At 42.8% G+C, this 17,977-nt stretch carries 15 protein-coding genes; 11 read left to right on the forward strand and 4 right to left on the reverse strand.

What is annotated here, in order from left to right:
* Positions 1-69: 69 nt before the first annotated feature.
* Both HYN49_RS08335 and HYN49_RS08340 read right to left on the reverse strand, forming a co-directional pair.
* Positions 70-639 (reverse strand): cob(I)yrinic acid a,c-diamide adenosyltransferase, encoded by a 570-nt coding sequence (locus HYN49_RS08335; RefSeq protein WP_108903690.1) that lies wholly within the window; start codon positions 637-639, stop codon positions 70-72.
* A gap of 73 nt (positions 640-712) precedes the next feature.
* The gene (locus HYN49_RS08340; RefSeq protein WP_108903691.1) at positions 713-1,399 is read right to left on the reverse strand and encodes an ABC transporter ATP-binding protein; all 687 of its coding nucleotides are present in this window, start codon (positions 1,397-1,399) and stop codon (positions 713-715) included.
* Positions 1,400-1,549: 150 nt separating this feature from the next.
* On the opposite strand from HYN49_RS08340, the gene HYN49_RS08345 reads away from it, so the two are divergent.
* Together HYN49_RS08345 and HYN49_RS08350 are read left to right on the forward strand one after the other, a co-directional pair.
* On the forward strand, positions 1,550-2,221 hold the full coding sequence (locus HYN49_RS08345) for a hypothetical protein (protein WP_108903692.1): 672 nt from the start codon (positions 1,550-1,552) through the stop codon (positions 2,219-2,221).
* Between the two features lie 147 nt (positions 2,222-2,368).
* A complete protein-coding gene (locus HYN49_RS08350; RefSeq protein ID WP_108903693.1) occupies positions 2,369-3,739 on the forward strand; it encodes an RCC1 domain-containing protein in 1,371 nt (456 codons plus the stop codon).
* Here the strand turns inward: HYN49_RS08350 and HYN49_RS08355 are convergent, their stop codons facing one another.
* Positions 3,740-4,519 carry an O-methyltransferase gene (locus HYN49_RS08355; RefSeq protein ID WP_108904998.1) on the reverse strand — a complete coding sequence of 260 codons (780 nt, stop codon included), beginning with the start codon at positions 4,517-4,519 and terminating at the stop codon, positions 3,740-3,742.
* Between the two features lie 26 nt (positions 4,520-4,545).
* Positions 4,546-6,414: an ABC-F family ATP-binding cassette domain-containing protein gene (locus HYN49_RS08360; protein WP_108904999.1), complete on the reverse strand. Its 1,869-nt coding sequence runs from the start codon at positions 6,412-6,414 to the stop codon at positions 4,546-4,548.
* A gap of 147 nt (positions 6,415-6,561) precedes the next feature.
* Here HYN49_RS08360 and HYN49_RS08365 point away from each other — a divergent pair, with 147 nt between their 5' ends.
* The 9 genes from HYN49_RS08365 (at position 6,562) to HYN49_RS08405 (ending at position 17,892) form a co-directional block, all read left to right on the forward strand.
* Entirely contained in the window at positions 6,562-7,350 is a 789-nt protein-coding gene (locus HYN49_RS08365) for a DUF2490 domain-containing protein (protein ID WP_219928741.1), read from the forward strand.
* 57 nt (positions 7,351-7,407) lie between these two features.
* Positions 7,408-8,556 (forward strand): glycosyltransferase family 2 protein, encoded by a 1,149-nt coding sequence (locus HYN49_RS08370; RefSeq protein WP_108903695.1) that lies wholly within the window; start codon positions 7,408-7,410, stop codon positions 8,554-8,556.
* 104 nt (positions 8,557-8,660) lie between these two features.
* Positions 8,661-9,980 carry a dihydrolipoamide acetyltransferase family protein gene (locus HYN49_RS08375; protein WP_108903696.1) on the forward strand — a complete coding sequence of 440 codons (1,320 nt, stop codon included), beginning with the start codon at positions 8,661-8,663 and terminating at the stop codon, positions 9,978-9,980.
* Positions 9,981-10,136: 156 nt separating this feature from the next.
* Positions 10,137-12,650 (forward strand): delta-60 repeat domain-containing protein, encoded by a 2,514-nt coding sequence (locus tag HYN49_RS08380; protein WP_108903697.1) that lies wholly within the window; start codon positions 10,137-10,139, stop codon positions 12,648-12,650.
* Between the two features lie 94 nt (positions 12,651-12,744).
* Positions 12,745-14,325 carry a T9SS type A sorting domain-containing protein gene (locus HYN49_RS08385; RefSeq protein ID WP_108903698.1) on the forward strand — a complete coding sequence of 527 codons (1,581 nt, stop codon included), beginning with the start codon at positions 12,745-12,747 and terminating at the stop codon, positions 14,323-14,325.
* Between the two features lie 99 nt (positions 14,326-14,424).
* Positions 14,425-16,002 carry a T9SS type A sorting domain-containing protein gene (locus HYN49_RS08390; protein ID WP_108903699.1) on the forward strand — a complete coding sequence of 526 codons (1,578 nt, stop codon included), beginning with the start codon at positions 14,425-14,427 and terminating at the stop codon, positions 16,000-16,002.
* Between the two features lie 101 nt (positions 16,003-16,103).
* Complete coding sequence (locus HYN49_RS08395; protein ID WP_108903700.1) at positions 16,104-16,880, forward strand: 3'-5' exonuclease; 777 nt, start codon at positions 16,104-16,106, stop codon at positions 16,878-16,880.
* A gap of 56 nt (positions 16,881-16,936) precedes the next feature.
* A complete protein-coding gene (locus tag HYN49_RS08400; protein ID WP_108903701.1) occupies positions 16,937-17,548 on the forward strand; it encodes a fumarylacetoacetate hydrolase family protein in 612 nt (203 codons plus the stop codon).
* Positions 17,548-17,892: an Hpt domain-containing protein gene (locus HYN49_RS08405; protein WP_108903702.1), complete on the forward strand. Its 345-nt coding sequence runs from the start codon at positions 17,548-17,550 to the stop codon at positions 17,890-17,892. The genes HYN49_RS08400 and HYN49_RS08405 overlap by 1 nt, the downstream gene beginning before the upstream one ends.
* Positions 17,893-17,977: the final 85 nt, after the last annotated feature.

The following is a 17,977-nucleotide window of genomic DNA, read 5'->3' on the forward strand; positions in this document are numbered from 1 at the left end:
AAAAAGTTAAGAACGTCTTTGAGAAATCCCAAAATCACTTGGTGTCAATTGCAATGAAAGTCCTTCAGGTTACTTCCTGGGAATCCATTTCACTTCTTCAGCGCCCAGGTCGGTTGTCAATTTCCGTGCCAGAACGAAAAGATAATCGGAAAGTCGGTTCAGATATTTGATAGCCAGTTCAGGAACAGGTTCGTTATGGCTTAAATGGACTGCCAACCTTTCAGCACGGCGGCATACGCAACGAGCAATATGACAATATGACACGGTGGTGTGCCCGCCTGGTAGTACGAAATGCGTCATCTGAGGCAAAGTGCTTTCCATGGAATCAATCTCGTTTTCAAGCAATTCGATGTCTTTTTCTTCCAAGCCTAGATTTTGCAGGCGCAATTCCCCGTTTTTCATGACTTCTTTTTCAGGCGGCGTGGCCAGAATGGCGCCAATGGTGAACAATCTGTCCTGAACTTCAATCAGGATGTTTTTATAAGTTGTCCCTATTTCCTGGTCGCGGACCAGTCCGATGTAAGAATTCAGTTCGTCGATCGTGCCATAACTTTCAATACGGATGTGGTCTTTCGGGACGCGGGTTCCTCCGAAAAGCGCCGTGGTGCCTTTGTCGCCGGTTTTGGTGTATACTTTCATTATAATTATGAATTATAAATTATGAATTATGAATTCTGGACAATGCCGAAATTCATAATTCCTGATTCGTAATTTATTTTAGCGTGTCGCTTTCAATCACCCCGTCACGCAAACGGATGACCCGATGCGCATAAGCAGCAATGTCTTCTTCGTGTGTGACTAAGATAACGGTGTTTCCGTTTTTATGGATTTCACCGAAAAGCTTCATGATTTCCACTGAAGTTTTACTGTCGAGGTTTCCCGTGGGCTCATCGGCAAGAATGATCGAGGGCGTATTGACCAGTGCCCTTGCAATCGCAACCCGCTGGCGTTGCCCGCCTGAAAGCTGGTTGGGCTGGTGGTCCATCCTGTCGGCAAGGTTTACCTGTGTCAGGACTTCTTTAGCGCGCTTATGGCGGTCGGCTTTTGAATAACCGGCATAAATCATCGGTAACGCCACATTGTCGAGCGCAGTGGTCCTTGGCAGTAAATTAAAGGTCTGGAATACAAACCCGATTTCCTTGTTCCGGATTTCAGCCAGTTCATCATCTCCCATATGGCTCACATTTTTCCCATTAAGGATATAGGTGCCGGATGTTGGCGTGTCCAAACAGCCCAAAAGATTCATCAATGTAGATTTTCCGGACCCGGATGGCCCCATCAATGCAACATATTCCCCTTTATTAATTTCGAGGTCGATACCTTTAAGTACATATACGATTTCATTGCCAAGCGTGAAATCCCTTGTTATGTCTTTGATGCTTATTAATGGTTGTGCCATATTTTTAATTTGAGATAAAAGTAAACATTTTGCTTCAAACACAAATCAAGGTGCCGCCTTGTAATGTTATAATATTTCCGGGGTTAATGAAAATATTTATAAGATGAGACTTAATAATTTTGGAGTATTAAAATCAAAACAATCTATTTTATGAAAACGAATTATTTATTATCTGGGGTCGCTGTAATAGCATTAAGCTTGACCTCTTGCAAAAGCGAAGGCGAAAAACAAGCAGAAAAAACAGTCGACAGCTATGAAAAGTATGCTGATTCAGTAAGTAGCGTTGCTGTCGCTGATGCTAAAGAGAACTGGGCAGCAATCGAAGCAGGTTACAGCCAGCGTACTGCCGAGGCTGAAGCAGCGTTAGCAGAATTTAAGGACAAGGCTGCTGCCGAAGCTAGGGTAGAAAAAGCTAAGGCTAAGTATGAAACATTGAAAACACAGGTCAACGCTGAAGTTGAAAAAGCCGCTGCAGCCGCTACGCCGGACAGGAAACAGGTATTGCGCAACGCTTATTTCGGGGCTGGAAAAATCGGTGAGGATATGAATTTCTCATGGGTTAATAAAGACAACATCCTGAAAGTGTACAATGATTTTTACAACGAGTTTGATGCGCATAAGGATTCTTACTCCAGAGAAGATTTTGACGAAATAAAAGCCATGTATGAAGCATTGGATGCACACAAAAATACGGTTGAAAAAGAAGGGCTTTCGTCGCATGACAACAGGAAGATTGCTGAGTTGAAATTCAAGTTTGCTCCTAAATTCAAATGGGAAAGAATGGGCGCCAAGGCAGAAGAAAATGCTGATGCTAAAAAATAATAACACACAATAGCAGACTGCCTCAGCAGTCAGGAATATCATAAAATCCGCAATCCTTTAATGGTTGCGGATTTTTTAATTTTAATAAATTGTAAAATATTAGTAAAAGTTTAGTAATTTTAAGTTTTTATTAACGACTGGTTTCTGATGAAGCAACTTTTACTTAAAACATTATTGATATCCATTATCGGAATGCCGCTGAAAGCACAATGCTGGAAATCGGTCTCCCCAGGTGTTTATCATACCATGGGCGTAAAAGATGACGGGACGTTATGGGGCTGGGGAGGCAATACCAATGGGCTTTTAGGTGATGGTACCACCATCGAGAGGGTTTACCCTGTCAAAATCGGTACAGAAAACAATTGGGATGTGGTTTCCGCAGGCGGTTCACATTCCCTGGCGCTGAAAAATGATGGTACATTGTGGAGCTGGGGTTATAACGGTTATGGTGAACTCGGTGACGGCACTTTTACCAATAAGAGTATGCCTACCCAAATTGGCACAGATAATGACTGGGCAATGATTTCTGCAACATACTGGTCAAACATGGCGATCAAGGATAATGGTACGCTCTGGGGCTGGGGACATAATGTAACTTATGGGCAGCTTGGAGACGGGACCATGTACAACAAAGAAATTCCGATCCAGATCGGTACGGATAATAACTGGGAGTTTGTCTCTGCCGGTCCCGGGCACACCGTAGCCATCAAAAAGAATGGTACCTTATGGATGTGGGGAAATAATGAACACGGGGAATTTGGGAACGGGAACAACGTATCCAGTATTGTCCCTATACAAATAGGTGCCGGGAGTGACTGGCTGGAGGCATTATCTGGTGAATTCCATACCGTGGCACTCAAGCAGGATGGTACACTTTGGTCTGCCGGATTCAATGCTGACGGCAGGTTGGGCTTGGGCACTAACACTGAAACCAACATATTGACACAGGTGGGTACCGATTATGATTGGCAATCGATAGGGATAGGAAAATCAAATACGCTGGCCATCAAACAGGACGGATCATTGTGGGCCTGTGGTTATAATTATAACGGGCTTTTAGGTGATGGTACCAATGCTGAGAAAAAAGTCATGACCAGGATAGGTACCGACAATGATTGGGTGTTTGCCGATACGGGAGAATTTCACACGATTGCTTTAAGGGAAAACCATGCCATGTCGGCCTGGGGAGATAATTTCTATGGGCAATTGGGCAATGGTTCTCACGTGCCGTCATTTTTTCCTGTAAATTATACGTGCATTACATTAGGAAATGCAGTTGCCAATGAATTGGAAAACATTTATTTATTCCCAAACCCGTCACATGATATCGTTTATTTTAGCAATGCCGCCGGTGATTTTATCGAAACAGTAATGGTTTTTGATGCTTTTGGCAAAAAGATAGCGGAACAAAATAAAAATAATTCCGCCGTCGATGTCAGCAAATTCTCCTCAGGAGTTTATTTTATCAGATTGACCGCTGATGGTAAATCCAAAAACTTCAAATTTGTAAAGGATTAATCAGATCCTGATTATAAAATCCTCTTTCTCCTGTTCCTTCCTGAAAAATACAATTCCCCATTGGAAGGTATCAATTGAAACCGTCACTTTCGGATGTTCCTTAATCATTTCCCATGCCGACTCCATATCTGCTGACCAATGGATGTCATCAAAAATCCAAACCGAATTATTCGTAACCGTTGGCAATAAAATGTCAAAGTACTGTAAAGTAGCTTCGCTGGTGTGGTTACCGTCGAAGTAAACTAAGTCCCAGTTGGGCCTCACAGATTGCAATGATGCGAAAGAATCTTCAAACTCACCAATGAGTACATCAATGTTTCTGAAACCAAATTTTTCAAATTGTTTTTTTGCAACCGCAGCCGTTTCAGGGCAGCCTTCGAGCGTGGTTATTTTGGCGTGCGGACTTGCAGCAGCTAATGCCGATGTAGCCAACCCAATTGAACTGCCTATTTCCAATATGTTTTTTGGCTGAAAATATTTTGAAATCCGAAAAAGCAGTTCGGCCCGCTTTGCCGAAATCCCGGCGTTTTTTGCAATCGCTGCAATTGTTCGTTGGTCGGATCGGAACACTTTGGATCCCACCCCAAAATCAGTAACATCAATGATTTGGTGATTGTTTACAAGTGATTTGCGGAATTCTCTTAAAATGCCATATTCCACATCATGCTTCCCGCAATAAAAACATTTGGTCACCAAACTGAACACAAAAGGGGAATGTACCCCGTGTTCATTCGTCGATTTCCAAAGGAATTTTAAATATGATTTTACCTGAAATATGATCATCACTGCAAACGGCTGCCGATTTTCTAACCTTCCATTTTGGCGCTCAGTTCAAACCAGCGTTCTTCCTTTGCTTCCAGTTTCTTGATAATGGCCTGCAGTTCGGAGGCTTTTTTCTCTATATCGGCATCTGCGATACTAGCGTCTGCAAATTGTTTTTCTATATTGGATTTCTCAAATTCGAGATCCTTGATTTCGCGTTCTGTTTTCTGGAATTCCTTCTGCTCCGCAAATGACAATCCGCTTTGGACCTGTTGCTGTTTCCAGGAATTTTTCTCGGTGTTTACGGAATTCAGTTCTTTTTTTGTCGGTTCAATACTGTCCTCATAACTCCTGAAATCTGAGTAATTCCCCGGGAAATCCTCAATCTGTCCTTCCCCCCTGAAAATGAATAGGTGGTCCACAATCTTATCCATAAAATAACGGTCGTGCGATACCACGATCAGGCAGCCCGGATAATCGAGCAGGAAGTTTTCAAGGACATTCAGCGTGACAATATCAAGGTCATTTGTAGGCTCATCCAAAATCAGGAAATTTGGATTCTGAATCAAAACGGTGCACAAATACAATCTTTTCAATTCCCCGCCGCTGAGCTTCTCGACATAATCATGCTGCTTCTTCCTGTCAAAAAGGAAGCGCTCCAGCAATTGCCCTGCAGAAATCGTCCTGCCTTTCATGAGCGGGATGTATTCGCCGTATTCCTTGATGATGTCAATCACTTTCTGCCCCGGTTTTGGGTTGATGCCGCTTTGGGTGTAATATCCGATTTTGATGGTATCTCCGGTCACTACTTTCCCTGCATCAGGCGCAATCGTTCCGGTGAGCAGGTTCAGGAATGTCGATTTTCCCGTACCGTTTTTTCCGATGATGCCCACACGCTCGCCCCTCTGGAAGTCGTAACTGAAGCTGTCAAGGATCACTTTGTCCTTAAATTTCTTCACGAGCTTGTGCATCTCTATCACCTTGCTGCCCATACGCTCCATATTGATTTCAAGCTCGACCTGGTTCTCTTTCCGGCGGCTTTGGGCTTTTTCCTTGATCACATAGAAATCGTCTTGGCGGGATTTGGATTTCGTAGTACGTGCCTTTGGCTGCCTGCGCATCCAGTCAAGTTCCTTTACGAAGAGGTTCTGCGCCTTGTCAATACTCGCATTTTCAGATGTGATGCGCTGTTCCTTTTTCTCTAAATAATAAGAATAATTGCCTTTGTACTGGTATAATTTCCCATTGTCCAGCTCAATGATTTCATTGCACACACGTTCGAGGAAAAACCGGTCGTGCGTGACCATGAACAAGGTGATGTTTTCTTTCGCAAAATAACTTTCCAGCCATTCGATCATTTCCAGGTCAAGGTGGTTCGTTGGCTCATCAAGGATCAGCAAATCGGGCCTGTTGATCAGGATAATCGCCAGCGACAGCCGTTTTTTCTGGCCACCGGAAAGGCTTTTGACCTTAAGCTTAAAATCCTCTAATTTGAGTTTGAACAGGATTTGCTTGAACTGTGTTTCAAAATCCCAGGCGTTGAACTGGTCCATCTTATCAAAAGCGCGTTGGTAAGCTTCTTCATCAGCGGGGTTTTCCAACGCTTGTTCGTATTCCTCGATCACTTTCAATATCGGGTTGTCCGAAGCGAAAATACTTTCTTCAATCGTTAGTTCATCCTGTAAATCAGGGACCTGCGACAGGAATGCCATCTTGATTTCCTTGCGCATCACCACTTTACCGGAATCGGGTTCGTCGATGCCGTTGATGATGTTCATGATGGTCGTTTTCCCGGTACCGTTCTTTGCGATGAATGCAATTTTCTGGTCTTTATTGATGCCGAAGGAGATGTTTTCAAACAATACGCGCTCGCCAAACGACTTAGAGATATTTTCTACTGATAAATAATTCACAGGTAATATTTTTATTTTATGCGGACGTAATGCCCGGTGCAAAAGTAATGTTTTGTGCGAAGTTTAATATGTAAAGTTTCAGTACTCTGGGTTGTGGATGCTTACTGGCAACTTTTTTATACCTTCGCAATATAGAAAACCTTAATGATGCGTCAGAAATTTTCTTTCTTTTTACCGATTTTAGTTTTCCTGTTTTCACCCATTGTCCTCGCACAGAATACAAGGTTAAGCACCCATAATAATATTGGGTGGTATGGCGCTACAGGCAATTTCAGGCTTGATGAAAAATGGGGCTTTATTGCGGAATACCAATGGCGTCGCGACAACTTCATCACAGACAAACAGCAAAACATGATCCGTATTTCAGGAACTTATCAGGTACATCCAAGGGTGCAATTCCGGGTGGGTTATGCCTGGGCGCAGACTTTCCCTTATGGCGAAATACCGATCAACCGCTACGGAAAGGATTATCACGAACACCGCGCTTTTGAAATGATCACCATTACCGATAAATTGTCAATCCTGTCACTTTTACATCGTTTTACGCTGGAACAACGCTGGGTGGGCCGCTATACCAGTGCCGACCTTAGCCATGAGGACCAGTTCCCGTACAGGAACCGTTTCCGGTACATGTTCAGGATGGCGTGCCCGTTAAAAGGCGAATCGATTGTCGATAAAACGTCTTATCTGGTATTGTTTAATGAGCTTTCAGTCAATTTCGGGAAGAATGTGAATGAAAATGTATTCGACCAAAACAGGCTGGGGCTGCTTTTCGGGCACCGTTTCAACAGGGGCTTCAGCATTGAAGCAGGCTACATCAGCCAAATCCTGGAATATGGCCGCGAGATTGACGGCCGCAATGTTTTCCAGTACAACAACGGGGTCATGGCCAATGCGATTTTTAATTTTGATTTGAGTAAGAAAAGTGGCAAGTAGCAAATTAGCAAAGTTTTTAATCAAAGTACTGCAAATCAGTAACTCAGTAACTCAAAAATGAAGTTATCCGTTATCATCCTCAATTATAATGTGCGCCACTTCCTGGAGCTTTGCGTGGGGAGTGTACAAAAAGCGGTTGATGGTATTGACGCTGAGATTATTGTCGTAGACAACAATTCCCAGGACGACAGCTGCGATATGATGAAATCGCGTTTCCCGCAGATAAAACTGATTGAAAACAAAGAGAATTCCGGTTTTCCAAAAGGCAATAATATTGGCGCTGCGCAGGCCAAAGGCCAATATATCTGTATTTTAAACCCGGACACAGTGGTTGCTGAGGATACTTTTTCCAAGGTTTTGGCTTTCGCCGAAAAACAGCAGGATTTGGGTATAGTAGGCGTAAAACTCATTGACGGCACCGGGAATTTCCTTCCGGAAAGCAAACGCGGCATCCCGACGCCATGGGTTGCCTTTACAAAGATCTTCGGGTTGTATAAATTGTCGCCGAAAGCTTTTGGGAAATATTACGCCATGGATTTACCCGAAAACCAAACCGGGGAAGTAGACATACTGGTGGGCGCTTTCATGCTGATGAAGCGCGATTTATACAATGAGTTGCACGGTTTCGATGAAAATTGCTTTATGTATGCAGATGATATCGATTTGTCTTATAGGTCATTGTTGCTGCAGAAACACAATTACTATTTCCATGAAACGGCCGTCATCCATTATAAAGGAGAAAGTACGGTAAAGGATGGAGTGTATATGAAGCATTTCCGGGATTTCCTGAATTTTTTCTACAGCAAGCATTTTAAGAAATCAATGTTTTTTGATGTCATGGCAAAATCCGGGGCTTTTTATTTTGCTGCAATCAAACGGTTTCAGGGCAAACCCAAGGCTAAAATAAAGCCAAATTTGTTTATTCTGGTATCTGAAAATCAATCATTAAAGGCAAAGATTGAAAATGCTTTGGTTGCAACAATCCAAATGCAGCAGGCCGTGCCTTCACCGAAAACGTTTTCGGGAAAGGAGCATGTACAGGTGATATTTGACAATAATTTTCTTGATTTTCAAACCATTCTGGACGCTTTCGTAACTTTGAAGAATGGCCGCACTACCTTTCGTATTATTCCTCAAGATGCTGATTATATGATTGGTAGCGACAGTAATGTAGATAGGGGAACGGTGATTCACGTCGCAAAATAACAGCATTTTTCAATCTGCTTAAATTTAAGCGATTCGTAGCCAAAACTCAAAAAAAACATTAATTTTGCACCCATAAAACTAAAACCACCTTTCAGGTTAATAATATGGCAAGATTTGAACTGAAACTTCCGAAAATGGGAGAAAGCGTTGCAGAAGCGACGATTACCAATTGGTTAAAAGAAGTAGGCGACACGATTGAAGCCGATGAAGCCGTACTGGAAATTGCTACGGACAAAGTGGATTCTGAAGTCCCTTCCGAAGTCAGCGGTGTCCTTGTCGAAAAACTATTCCAGAAAGATGACTTAGTGCAGGTGGGACAGACCATTGCCATTATTGAAGTGTCCGGCGGCGTAGTCGTCGATGCCCCATCTGAAGCCACTATGGAGAAAAATGGCGATATTGAAACGGTCGAAAAAACAGTTGAAGCTGCAAAGGAAACGGTAGCTGCACCTCAGGATTTTTCAGGCTCTGAGAAATTCTTTTCGCCATTGGTGAAGAACATTGCCAAAGAAGAAGGGGTTTCTGTCGCAGAACTTGAAGCCATCGAAGGCCATGGAAAAGACGGACGTGTTACCAAAGACGATATCCTGAAATATGTTGCCGACCGTAAAGATTCCGGTAGCAAACCAGCCGTAACCGCTCCAACAGCAGCAGTTGTAAAAGCAACGCCAATTACAGCAGAGGCCCCAAAGGCAGCGCCTGTTTCTGTAAACGGCGGCGACGAAATCATCGAAATGGACCGCATGCGCAAACTGATTTCCGGTTATATGGTCGCTTCAGTACAAACATCGGCACACGTGCAATCGTTTATTGAAGTCGATGTGACCAATATCGTAAAATGGCGCGACAAGGTGAAAAACGCCTTTGAAAAGCGCGAAGGCGAAAAACTCACCTTCACCCCGATTTTCATGGAAGCCGTAGCCAAGGCATTGAAGGATTTCCCGGGAATGAACATTTCGGTAGACGGCGATTACATCATCAAAAAGAAAAATATCAACCTTGGTATGGCCGCAGCTTTGCCAAACGGCAACCTGATTGTTCCTGTAATCAAGAATGCGGACCAACTGAACCTTGTAGGCATGGCGAAAGCTGTGAACGACCTGGGCAACCGCGCCAAAGCCGGAAAACTGAAGCCGGACGATACACAAGGCGGTACCTATACCGTGACTAATGTGGGGACTTTCGGCAGCGTGTTCGGTACACCGATCATCAACCAGCCGCAGGTCGGTATTTTAGCCTTGGGCGCGATCCGTAAAGTGCCTGCCGTTATTGAAACCCCGGAAGGCGATTTCATCGGCATCCGCCAGAAAATGTTCCTGTCACACTCTTACGACCACCGTGTCGTCGATGGCGCATTGGGCGGAAGCTTTGTGAAGAAAGTAGCCGATTACCTGGAAGCGTTTGACGTGAATAGGGATTTTTAACAATTGATAATTGACAATTAATAATGGAAGCCTTTCATCTGAAAGGCTTTTTTATTTCCCGATAAGTAAGTCGTTCCATTCATCTTAAATTACGCCCCTCAGATTCCTAAACGGTTTTATTTTCTATATATTAGCTATACCAAAACAATTTAACATATGAAAAATAAAACTATCCTCACCTTGTTGATTTCGACTTTACTTACAATATCTGCTTTTTCACAAAGTTGGGTAAACGATCCATCATTCAATCCTCAGGACGAGGGGTATTGGAACGGTGCGAACAATACCATTTACGTAAACGCTGTACAGCCGGATAACAGGATTGTCATTTCGGGGAGTTTCACCAGGTATAAAGACTATGACAGGAACAGGATTGCAAGGATTAATCCTGATGAATCTCTTGATTTGTCTTTCGATCCCGGAACCGGACCAAACGATTATATTTCGGCGATTGTACTCCAACCCGATGGGAAAATCATCATTGGCGGAAATTTTACAACTTACAATGACATTCCTGTTAATCACATTGCCAGACTTAATGCTAATGGATCGCTCGACAGTAGTTTTAATACTGGCACAGGCGCGAACGATGTGGTCAGCTCAATTTTGTTGCTCCCGGATGGGAAGATTGTTGCCGGAGGATACTTTACAGCTTTTAACGCAAATAATTATAAAAGAATCGTAAAGCTAAATACTGACGGATCTGTAGACGGTAGTTTTACAACCGGAACAGGATTTAATGGTAATGTGCGTGGATTGGCGTTGCAGGCAGATGGAAAAATTTTAGCCGTTGGTGAATTTTTTCAATATAATTCCCAACCATCGGACTTTATTGTAAGGCTTCATGAAGATGGTACCAGAGACGTTTCATTTACACCTGCATCAATTAATGACATTGTCACCAAAACATTGGCGCAGGCTGACGGAAAAATAATAATTACAGGGGAATTCTCTTCTGTAAATGCGGTACAAACCGGAGTCATCGCGAGGTTGAATAGTGATGGTAGCCTGGACTCTGGATTTAACGTTCCGATAACACCCGTTTATAATACTATCACCGATGCAGTTTTTACTCCGGCGGGAAAGCTTATTGTAGCCGGTTATTTTAGTACTAACGGGGATACCTATGCGCATAATATCTGCAGGCTGAATATGGATGGCAGTCTGGATGAAACGTTTTACTCCAGGGCAAATAATTTAGGTTTTTTTTCAGACCTCTCTTTGCAATCAGACGGGAATATTATCGTCACGGGAAGTTTTGATTATTATGACAAAACAAACAAAAACCGTTTTGCCCGCCTTCATGAAGATGGTACAATTAATATTGATATACCTGTCAACGCGGGAACCGGAGCTGATAATTACATCAGGCGAACCATTGTGCAACCTGATGAGAAAATATTGGTAACAGGAAGATTTACTCATTTCAACGGCTCGGCACAAAGCAAGATTGTACGACTGCTGCCGGACGGCGACGTGGATCCGGATTTCAATACGGGAACAGGATTCAATGATGATACAAGGGTAATGGCTCTTCAGGCCGATGGTAAAATTTTGGTTGCAGGCAATTTTACAAGTTTTAATGGGCAGGAGGTGAATAAATTTGTAAGATTGAGCCCGGACGGCAGTATGGATAGTGCTTTTATTCCTAACATTGGGTTTGATCCAACTATTACTAATATTGGAGTACAGTCGGACGGGAAAATAATTTTAACCGGAGTATTTTATTTTACCGTCGACTTTTCTGTACACTATGGTGTTATCAGGTTAAACATTGATGGAAGCATCGATCAGGATTTCATGGACACTTTGAGCGCGATCCCAGCATCGCTTTTAGCGGACCAAGTTTCACTATTGATTACTCCAGATGATAAGATTGTGCTTGGACGCCAATCAGGTTTCACCAATAATGCAATATTATTGAGGTTAAATTCAGATGGATCTCAGGATTTAAGTTTTACTCCCGCGGTAGGTTTGAATTTTGAAGAAGTTACAAGCATGTCACTGCAGCCTGATGGTAAAATAGTTTTTGTCAAAGTCGGAAGCGGGACATATACACTTTTGAGGATTAATGGAGACGGGACTACTGACAATAGCTTTTTGTCGGGAAATAGTGTTTCAATTTCGGGGAGTTTTAACAAAATACTTGTACAGCAGGATGGGAAAATGATTTTATCAGGTAGTTTCACAACTTATAATGGGATTCCGCGATTTGGACTCGTAAGGCTTAACAGTAATGGAAGCGTAGATGAAAGTTTTAGTATCAACTCTGTAACGTTTGCAAATAGCATCGGTGGTTACATTTTTGATATTGCTTTTCAATCTGGCAAAGTCATTGCCTGTGGCGAATTTGCATTCTTCGGAAACACAGGGCGAAACAGGATCACACGTATTATGGCCGCGGATGATCTATCAACAGGAAATATGGGCGACGTATTGGATAATGATATCAGGATTTATAAAGACAGCGGTATTTTAAATATAAAATCGCTTTCAAGCAATATATCGACAGTCAGTATATATGACTTGAGCGGAAAACTGGTTTTACAGAGTAAACGACTGGATAAAAACGAAGTGTCAATTCAGGATGTACTGCCTTCCAATTCATTTTTAATAGTAAAAATCATGTTGGCAGACAACTCGATGGTTACTAAAAAGTTCTGCTTTTAATTTATTAATTTTTCAGATTAAAAGTAACTGCATACATGTATCCGTTAAACATGCCGGAAATCGCAATATCATTACCCAATTAAAAAGCTCTATTATGAAAATCTCGTGGTTTGCATTATCAATACTTTTTTCACTACCGGCCCTGAGCCAGGAACTGTCTTTAGACGAAAGTTTCGGAAACGAAGGGAAAGTCGTGATCTCACTCCAGGAGCAATACGATTATGATGCCATTACTTCAGTATTCATCCAGCCCGATGGCAAGATTATGTGTTGCGCTGAAACAGAAATTGAAGGAAATACGGCCGTGCTCATGAGGTTTAATGCGGATGGCAGCCCGGATAACGCTTTTGGCACCAACGGGATATTAAATACCGGAACTTCAGTGGAACACGCCAATCATAATTTCATGCTGCTTGACGATGGTAAGATGTTGTTGTTTGGGATGAAACTCAGTGACGATTTTTCTTCGGCGGATTTTGAGTTAAGCAAATACAACCCCGATGGTTCTTTGGATATTGCGTTCGGGAATAATGGTGTGGCGCTTACCAATGCGATGGGCAATTACGGTTTCGGAATGGCAATAGGGACTACGACCGCTGGAAATGTCATTGCGGCTGGAGCTTTATATGATACATGGGAGAGCCATGCCGGGCAATATATGGTAATGAAATATCTTAATGATGGCAATCCGGACCCGTCGTTCGGGGATAATGGGAAAGTCACCGGAACTGTTTTTAATAATAGTAACTTTTCAGAAAGCCCGGTAGCAATTGCGGTGCAGCCAGACGGAAAAATCCTGGTTGCCGGGAATGGCATCAATTACGATATCGTACCGGAAGTTTCCGTTCCATATTTGTTGAGGCTAAACCAGGACGGCAGCATGGATATGGATTTTGGCGACAACGGCAAAATATTGGGAACGCCATCGGCATTCAATGGCGTGAACTCGCTTGTACTTACAGGCGATGGCAAAATAATCCTGTCAGGATATACTTTTTCAGCAGGATTGGCAAAGGTGTTGGCGATGAAATACAACAACGACGGATCACCGGACATCAGTTTCGGGACCAGCGGTACATTCACCAAAGATGTTTTTAATGACGGGAATGATGATATATTTTACAAGAACCAGTTATTGCCCGATGGGAAAATATTATTTACGGGGGTGAGTTACCATGATGAAAAAGCAAACCTGCTGTTGTTGCAACTGAATGCCGATGGGGCTTTAGATACCACATTTGGCGACGGCGGCATCTTTTTGCCCGTTATTGCCAATACCAATACTTATATGAGCACCATAGCCATGCAGCCTGACGGTAAACTGGTGCTTGGAGGCTCGATAGATATCGGTTCAGAATATTATGATACCATATTGCTGAGGCTTAACACTGAAGATTTAAGCATTAGTGATTTAGGATCAAATGCGCTTTCTGTTTACCCGAATCCTGCTTCGGATTTTATCAACATGGATTTTACCCTTCCACAGGATGATAAAGTCACCTTTGGCCTGTTTGACATTTCAGGTAAAAAAGTAGTTACACTGGTTTCAAACACTGATTTCCCTGCAGGTTTGAATTCCATAAAATTAAACCTTCCTGCAACGCTGTCAAAAGGCATTTATTTCCTCAGAATTTCTAATGGAAATGAATCATCAGTCATTAAATTAGTGAAGTAAGCTTTTAAAACAGCAATCTGGAAATGATATATACAGACCCACTGAATTATAAGTGGGTTTTGTTTTTTACATATATTAGCCTCACCAAAACAATTGACAATGAAGATAAAATTATTAACTGCAACACTCCTTGCAGGAGCATGCAGTATTTGCTTTTCGCAGGATCTTGCCTACGATACTGCTTTCGGTAATAACGGAATGACTACAACCACAATCAACGAAAACGGCGATGCGTTGCTATCGTTAGTGCTGCAGCCTGATGGTAAAATTGTATCATCTGTGGGATTTGATTTTTCATTAAACGGAAACGAGGGTCTTATCAGGTACAACAGCGATGGAAGTATAGATACCACTTTTGGCAATAATGGAATTGTACTGACTTCTTTGGTTGATGAAAACGCGTTCAATAACAATTTGAAATTGCTTGCCGACGGCCGCATATTGATCGTCGGTTCGAAAAGCACGGTCCCAAACAACTCCAACTACGATTATTTTAATTTCGCTATGGCCATGTACCTTCCTGACGGGACGCCTGATTTGTCCTTTGGGACTAATGGGATACTACAGACAGATTTTGCAGGACACGGCGACGTTGCCAAAGCAATCGACATCCAGCCAGACGGTAAAATAATCGTGGCGGGTTATGTTACAATAACCTGGGCATCACACACCACTTTTGGAATTGCCCGCTACAATCCTGACGGTTCGCTGGATACTGGTTTTGGGCAAGATGGCTTTGTTGTGGGGGATTTTGAAGACGACCCGCAAAGAATTGAATATGCTCATTATATCAAATGGGTGGATGAGAAAATTATCGTTGGCGGATCTACAAGTATATATGATAACCAGGACATAGATGATATGGCTATCGCGGTCTTAAGGATCAATGCAGATGGTTCGCCCGATACGACTTTCGGTGCCAACGGCAGGGTGGTAACCAGTTTTGCACTTGAACAGGATGTATATACTTTTCTTCCTGCTCCTGACGGCGGTATTTATGCTGCGGGAAGTATTGACCAATCTGGTGTCACCAACGCTTTGCTTATTAAATACAACAGCGATGGCAGCCTTGATGCCGGTTTTGGGGACAATGGGAAAGTCATTTTTAATGATAGCCTGTTTCCCGGATCGGTGATTTCCAGGCTGTTGCTCCACGATGGTAAAATCCTTTGCAGCGGGACAGTATATGATGGTACTGAGGTCAACCTTATGCTAATGCGTTACAATTTAAATGGGTCGATCGATACTTCTTTCGGGAGCAATGGCATCTTCGCGTTCGACATAAATGGGAACCAAATTGATTACAGTATTGATATGCTGCTGCAGCCTGATGGCAAATTGGTCATGGGCGGATGGACCGGTGTTACTCAGAACGACAACCATTCTGTGTTAACGCGGATGCAATTTGATAACCTGTATGTAGCAGGTTTGAAAAGTGATTTATGCACCACCTGGCCGAATCCTTTTACATCGTCCATAAATATCCATAGTGACGATGAGATATTTTCGGCAGATTTATTTGATATTTCCGGCAGGAGAATTACGGATATTTCGGTTGTGCATTTACCAGACAGGAGAGAAGCCACGTTGAAAGTGCCTGAAGCGTTATCAAATGGAATCTACATACTGAATGTTTCCAATGGTAAAAAATCCTCGGCCATTAAGGTTATCAAATAAAATTCAAGCCTTCTCAACCGGAAGCTATTTATTGCGTGTTTGCAGCATTGTAATTTGACTATTGCCCGTTATCAACTATCTTTGCGCCATATTTAAATAAAATGGAACTCAAATTACACCGCCCGATCTGTTTCTTCGATCTCGAGACCACAGGAATCGACATCTGTAAAGACCGCATCGTCGAAATTTCGATACTCAAGATTTTCCCCAATGGCAACAAGGAAAGCAAAACATGGCTTGTAAACCCTGAAATGCCGATTCCCGCTGCTTCAACAGCAGTACATGGTATCAGCAATGAAAAAGTCGCTAACGAACCGACGTTTAAGGAATTGTCGCACGCCATATACAATATGATTAAGGATGCTGACCTGGCTGGGTACAATTCCGACAGGTTTGATATCCCTCTGCTGGCAGAGGAATTACTGCGTGCCGGATTGGATTTTGATATGAAAAGCCGCGTTTCTGTTGATGTGCAGACTATTTTCCATAAGATGGAAGAACGTACTTTAAGCGCCGCGCTGAAATTCTATTGCGGGAAAAACCTTGAAAATGCCCATTCCGCTGCCGCAGATACCGAAGCGACATACGAAATCCTGAAAGCACAGCTTGATCGTTATGATGCACTCGAAAATGACATGAAGTCGCTTTCTGAATTTACGACAAGGAAAAAAATCGCCGATTTTGCCGGAATGATCGCGTTTGACAAAGACGACGAGGAAATCTTCACTTTCGGGAAGCACAAAGGCGCCAAAGTCGAGAAAATCCTCGAAACCGAACCCGGTTATTTCAGCTGGATCCAGAATGCGGATTTCCCATTATATACCAAGAAAGTCCTGACGGCTATTAAACTCAGGAAGTTGAATAATAAATTATCTTAAAGTCTCAGTCGCAGTCTCAGTTTACAGACTGCTAACTGTGACTGCCAACTGTGACTATGAAGCTCATCTGCATCGGCCGTAACTACGCCAAACACATACAAGAACTCCAAAACGAACGCCCGGAGGAACCCGTGGTATTCATCAAGCCCGATTCTGCGATATTGCTGAAACAGCATCCGTTCGTAATCCCGGAATTTTCGGACGACATCCATCATGAGATTGAAATCATCGTCCGGATCAATAAAGTCGGGAAATACATCGAACCGAAATTTGCCCATAAATATTACGACGAGATTAGTGTCGGGATTGATTTTACCGCACGTGATTTGCAGCAAAAGCTCAAGGATAAAGGACTGCCGTGGGAAAAAGCAAAGGCTTTTGACGGCTCGGCGGTCATCGGAGAATTTTTACCCAAAACACAGTTTGAATCAATAGAAAGCCTTACATTTGAGTTAACCAATAATGGGAAAACGGTCCAAAAGGGGAATAATTCGCATATGTTGTGGAAAATTGACGAGCTGGTATCTTATGTTTCGCAATTCTTTACACTCAAAATAGGCGATATTATTTTTACCGGAACACCTGAAGGCGTAGCGGCAGTGAAACCCGGAGATGTTTTGGAAGGTTTTCTTGAACAACACAAACTATTCAGAATACAGGTAAAATAATGGCCCTAAATTATAACTTAGCAAAGGTCTATGCGATTTCGGAAAACGACACCGAATTCGTGCTGCAGATCGTTTCGCTTTTCATCTCTGAAGTCCCGGCCGACCTACAGCAGGTCAAGGAAGGAATTGAACAGAAAAACTACAAACAGGCGTACAGTTTTGCACACAAGATCAAGCCTACCCTCGATCTTCTGGGTATGACTGTCGCTTTTGAGGAAATCCTCGTAGTAGAAGACTGGACCAAAAGGGAAGGCAAGCGCAGGGAAATCAAGGATACCTTTAAGGATATTGAGGACCGCGTGGAGAAGGCGGTAAAGGAGATCAGGAAGGATTTTAACTTATAGGTGCAGGTTGCAACGTATAGGGTAAAGGTTTACATCTGAATTCTTCCCGGCAGCATATATTAAGAGATATTTTACCTGAACCTTG

Origin of the sequence: Flavobacterium pallidum (assembly GCF_003097535.1) — a bacterium.
Lineage (GTDB): Bacteria > Bacteroidota > Bacteroidia > Flavobacteriales > Flavobacteriaceae > Flavobacterium > Flavobacterium pallidum.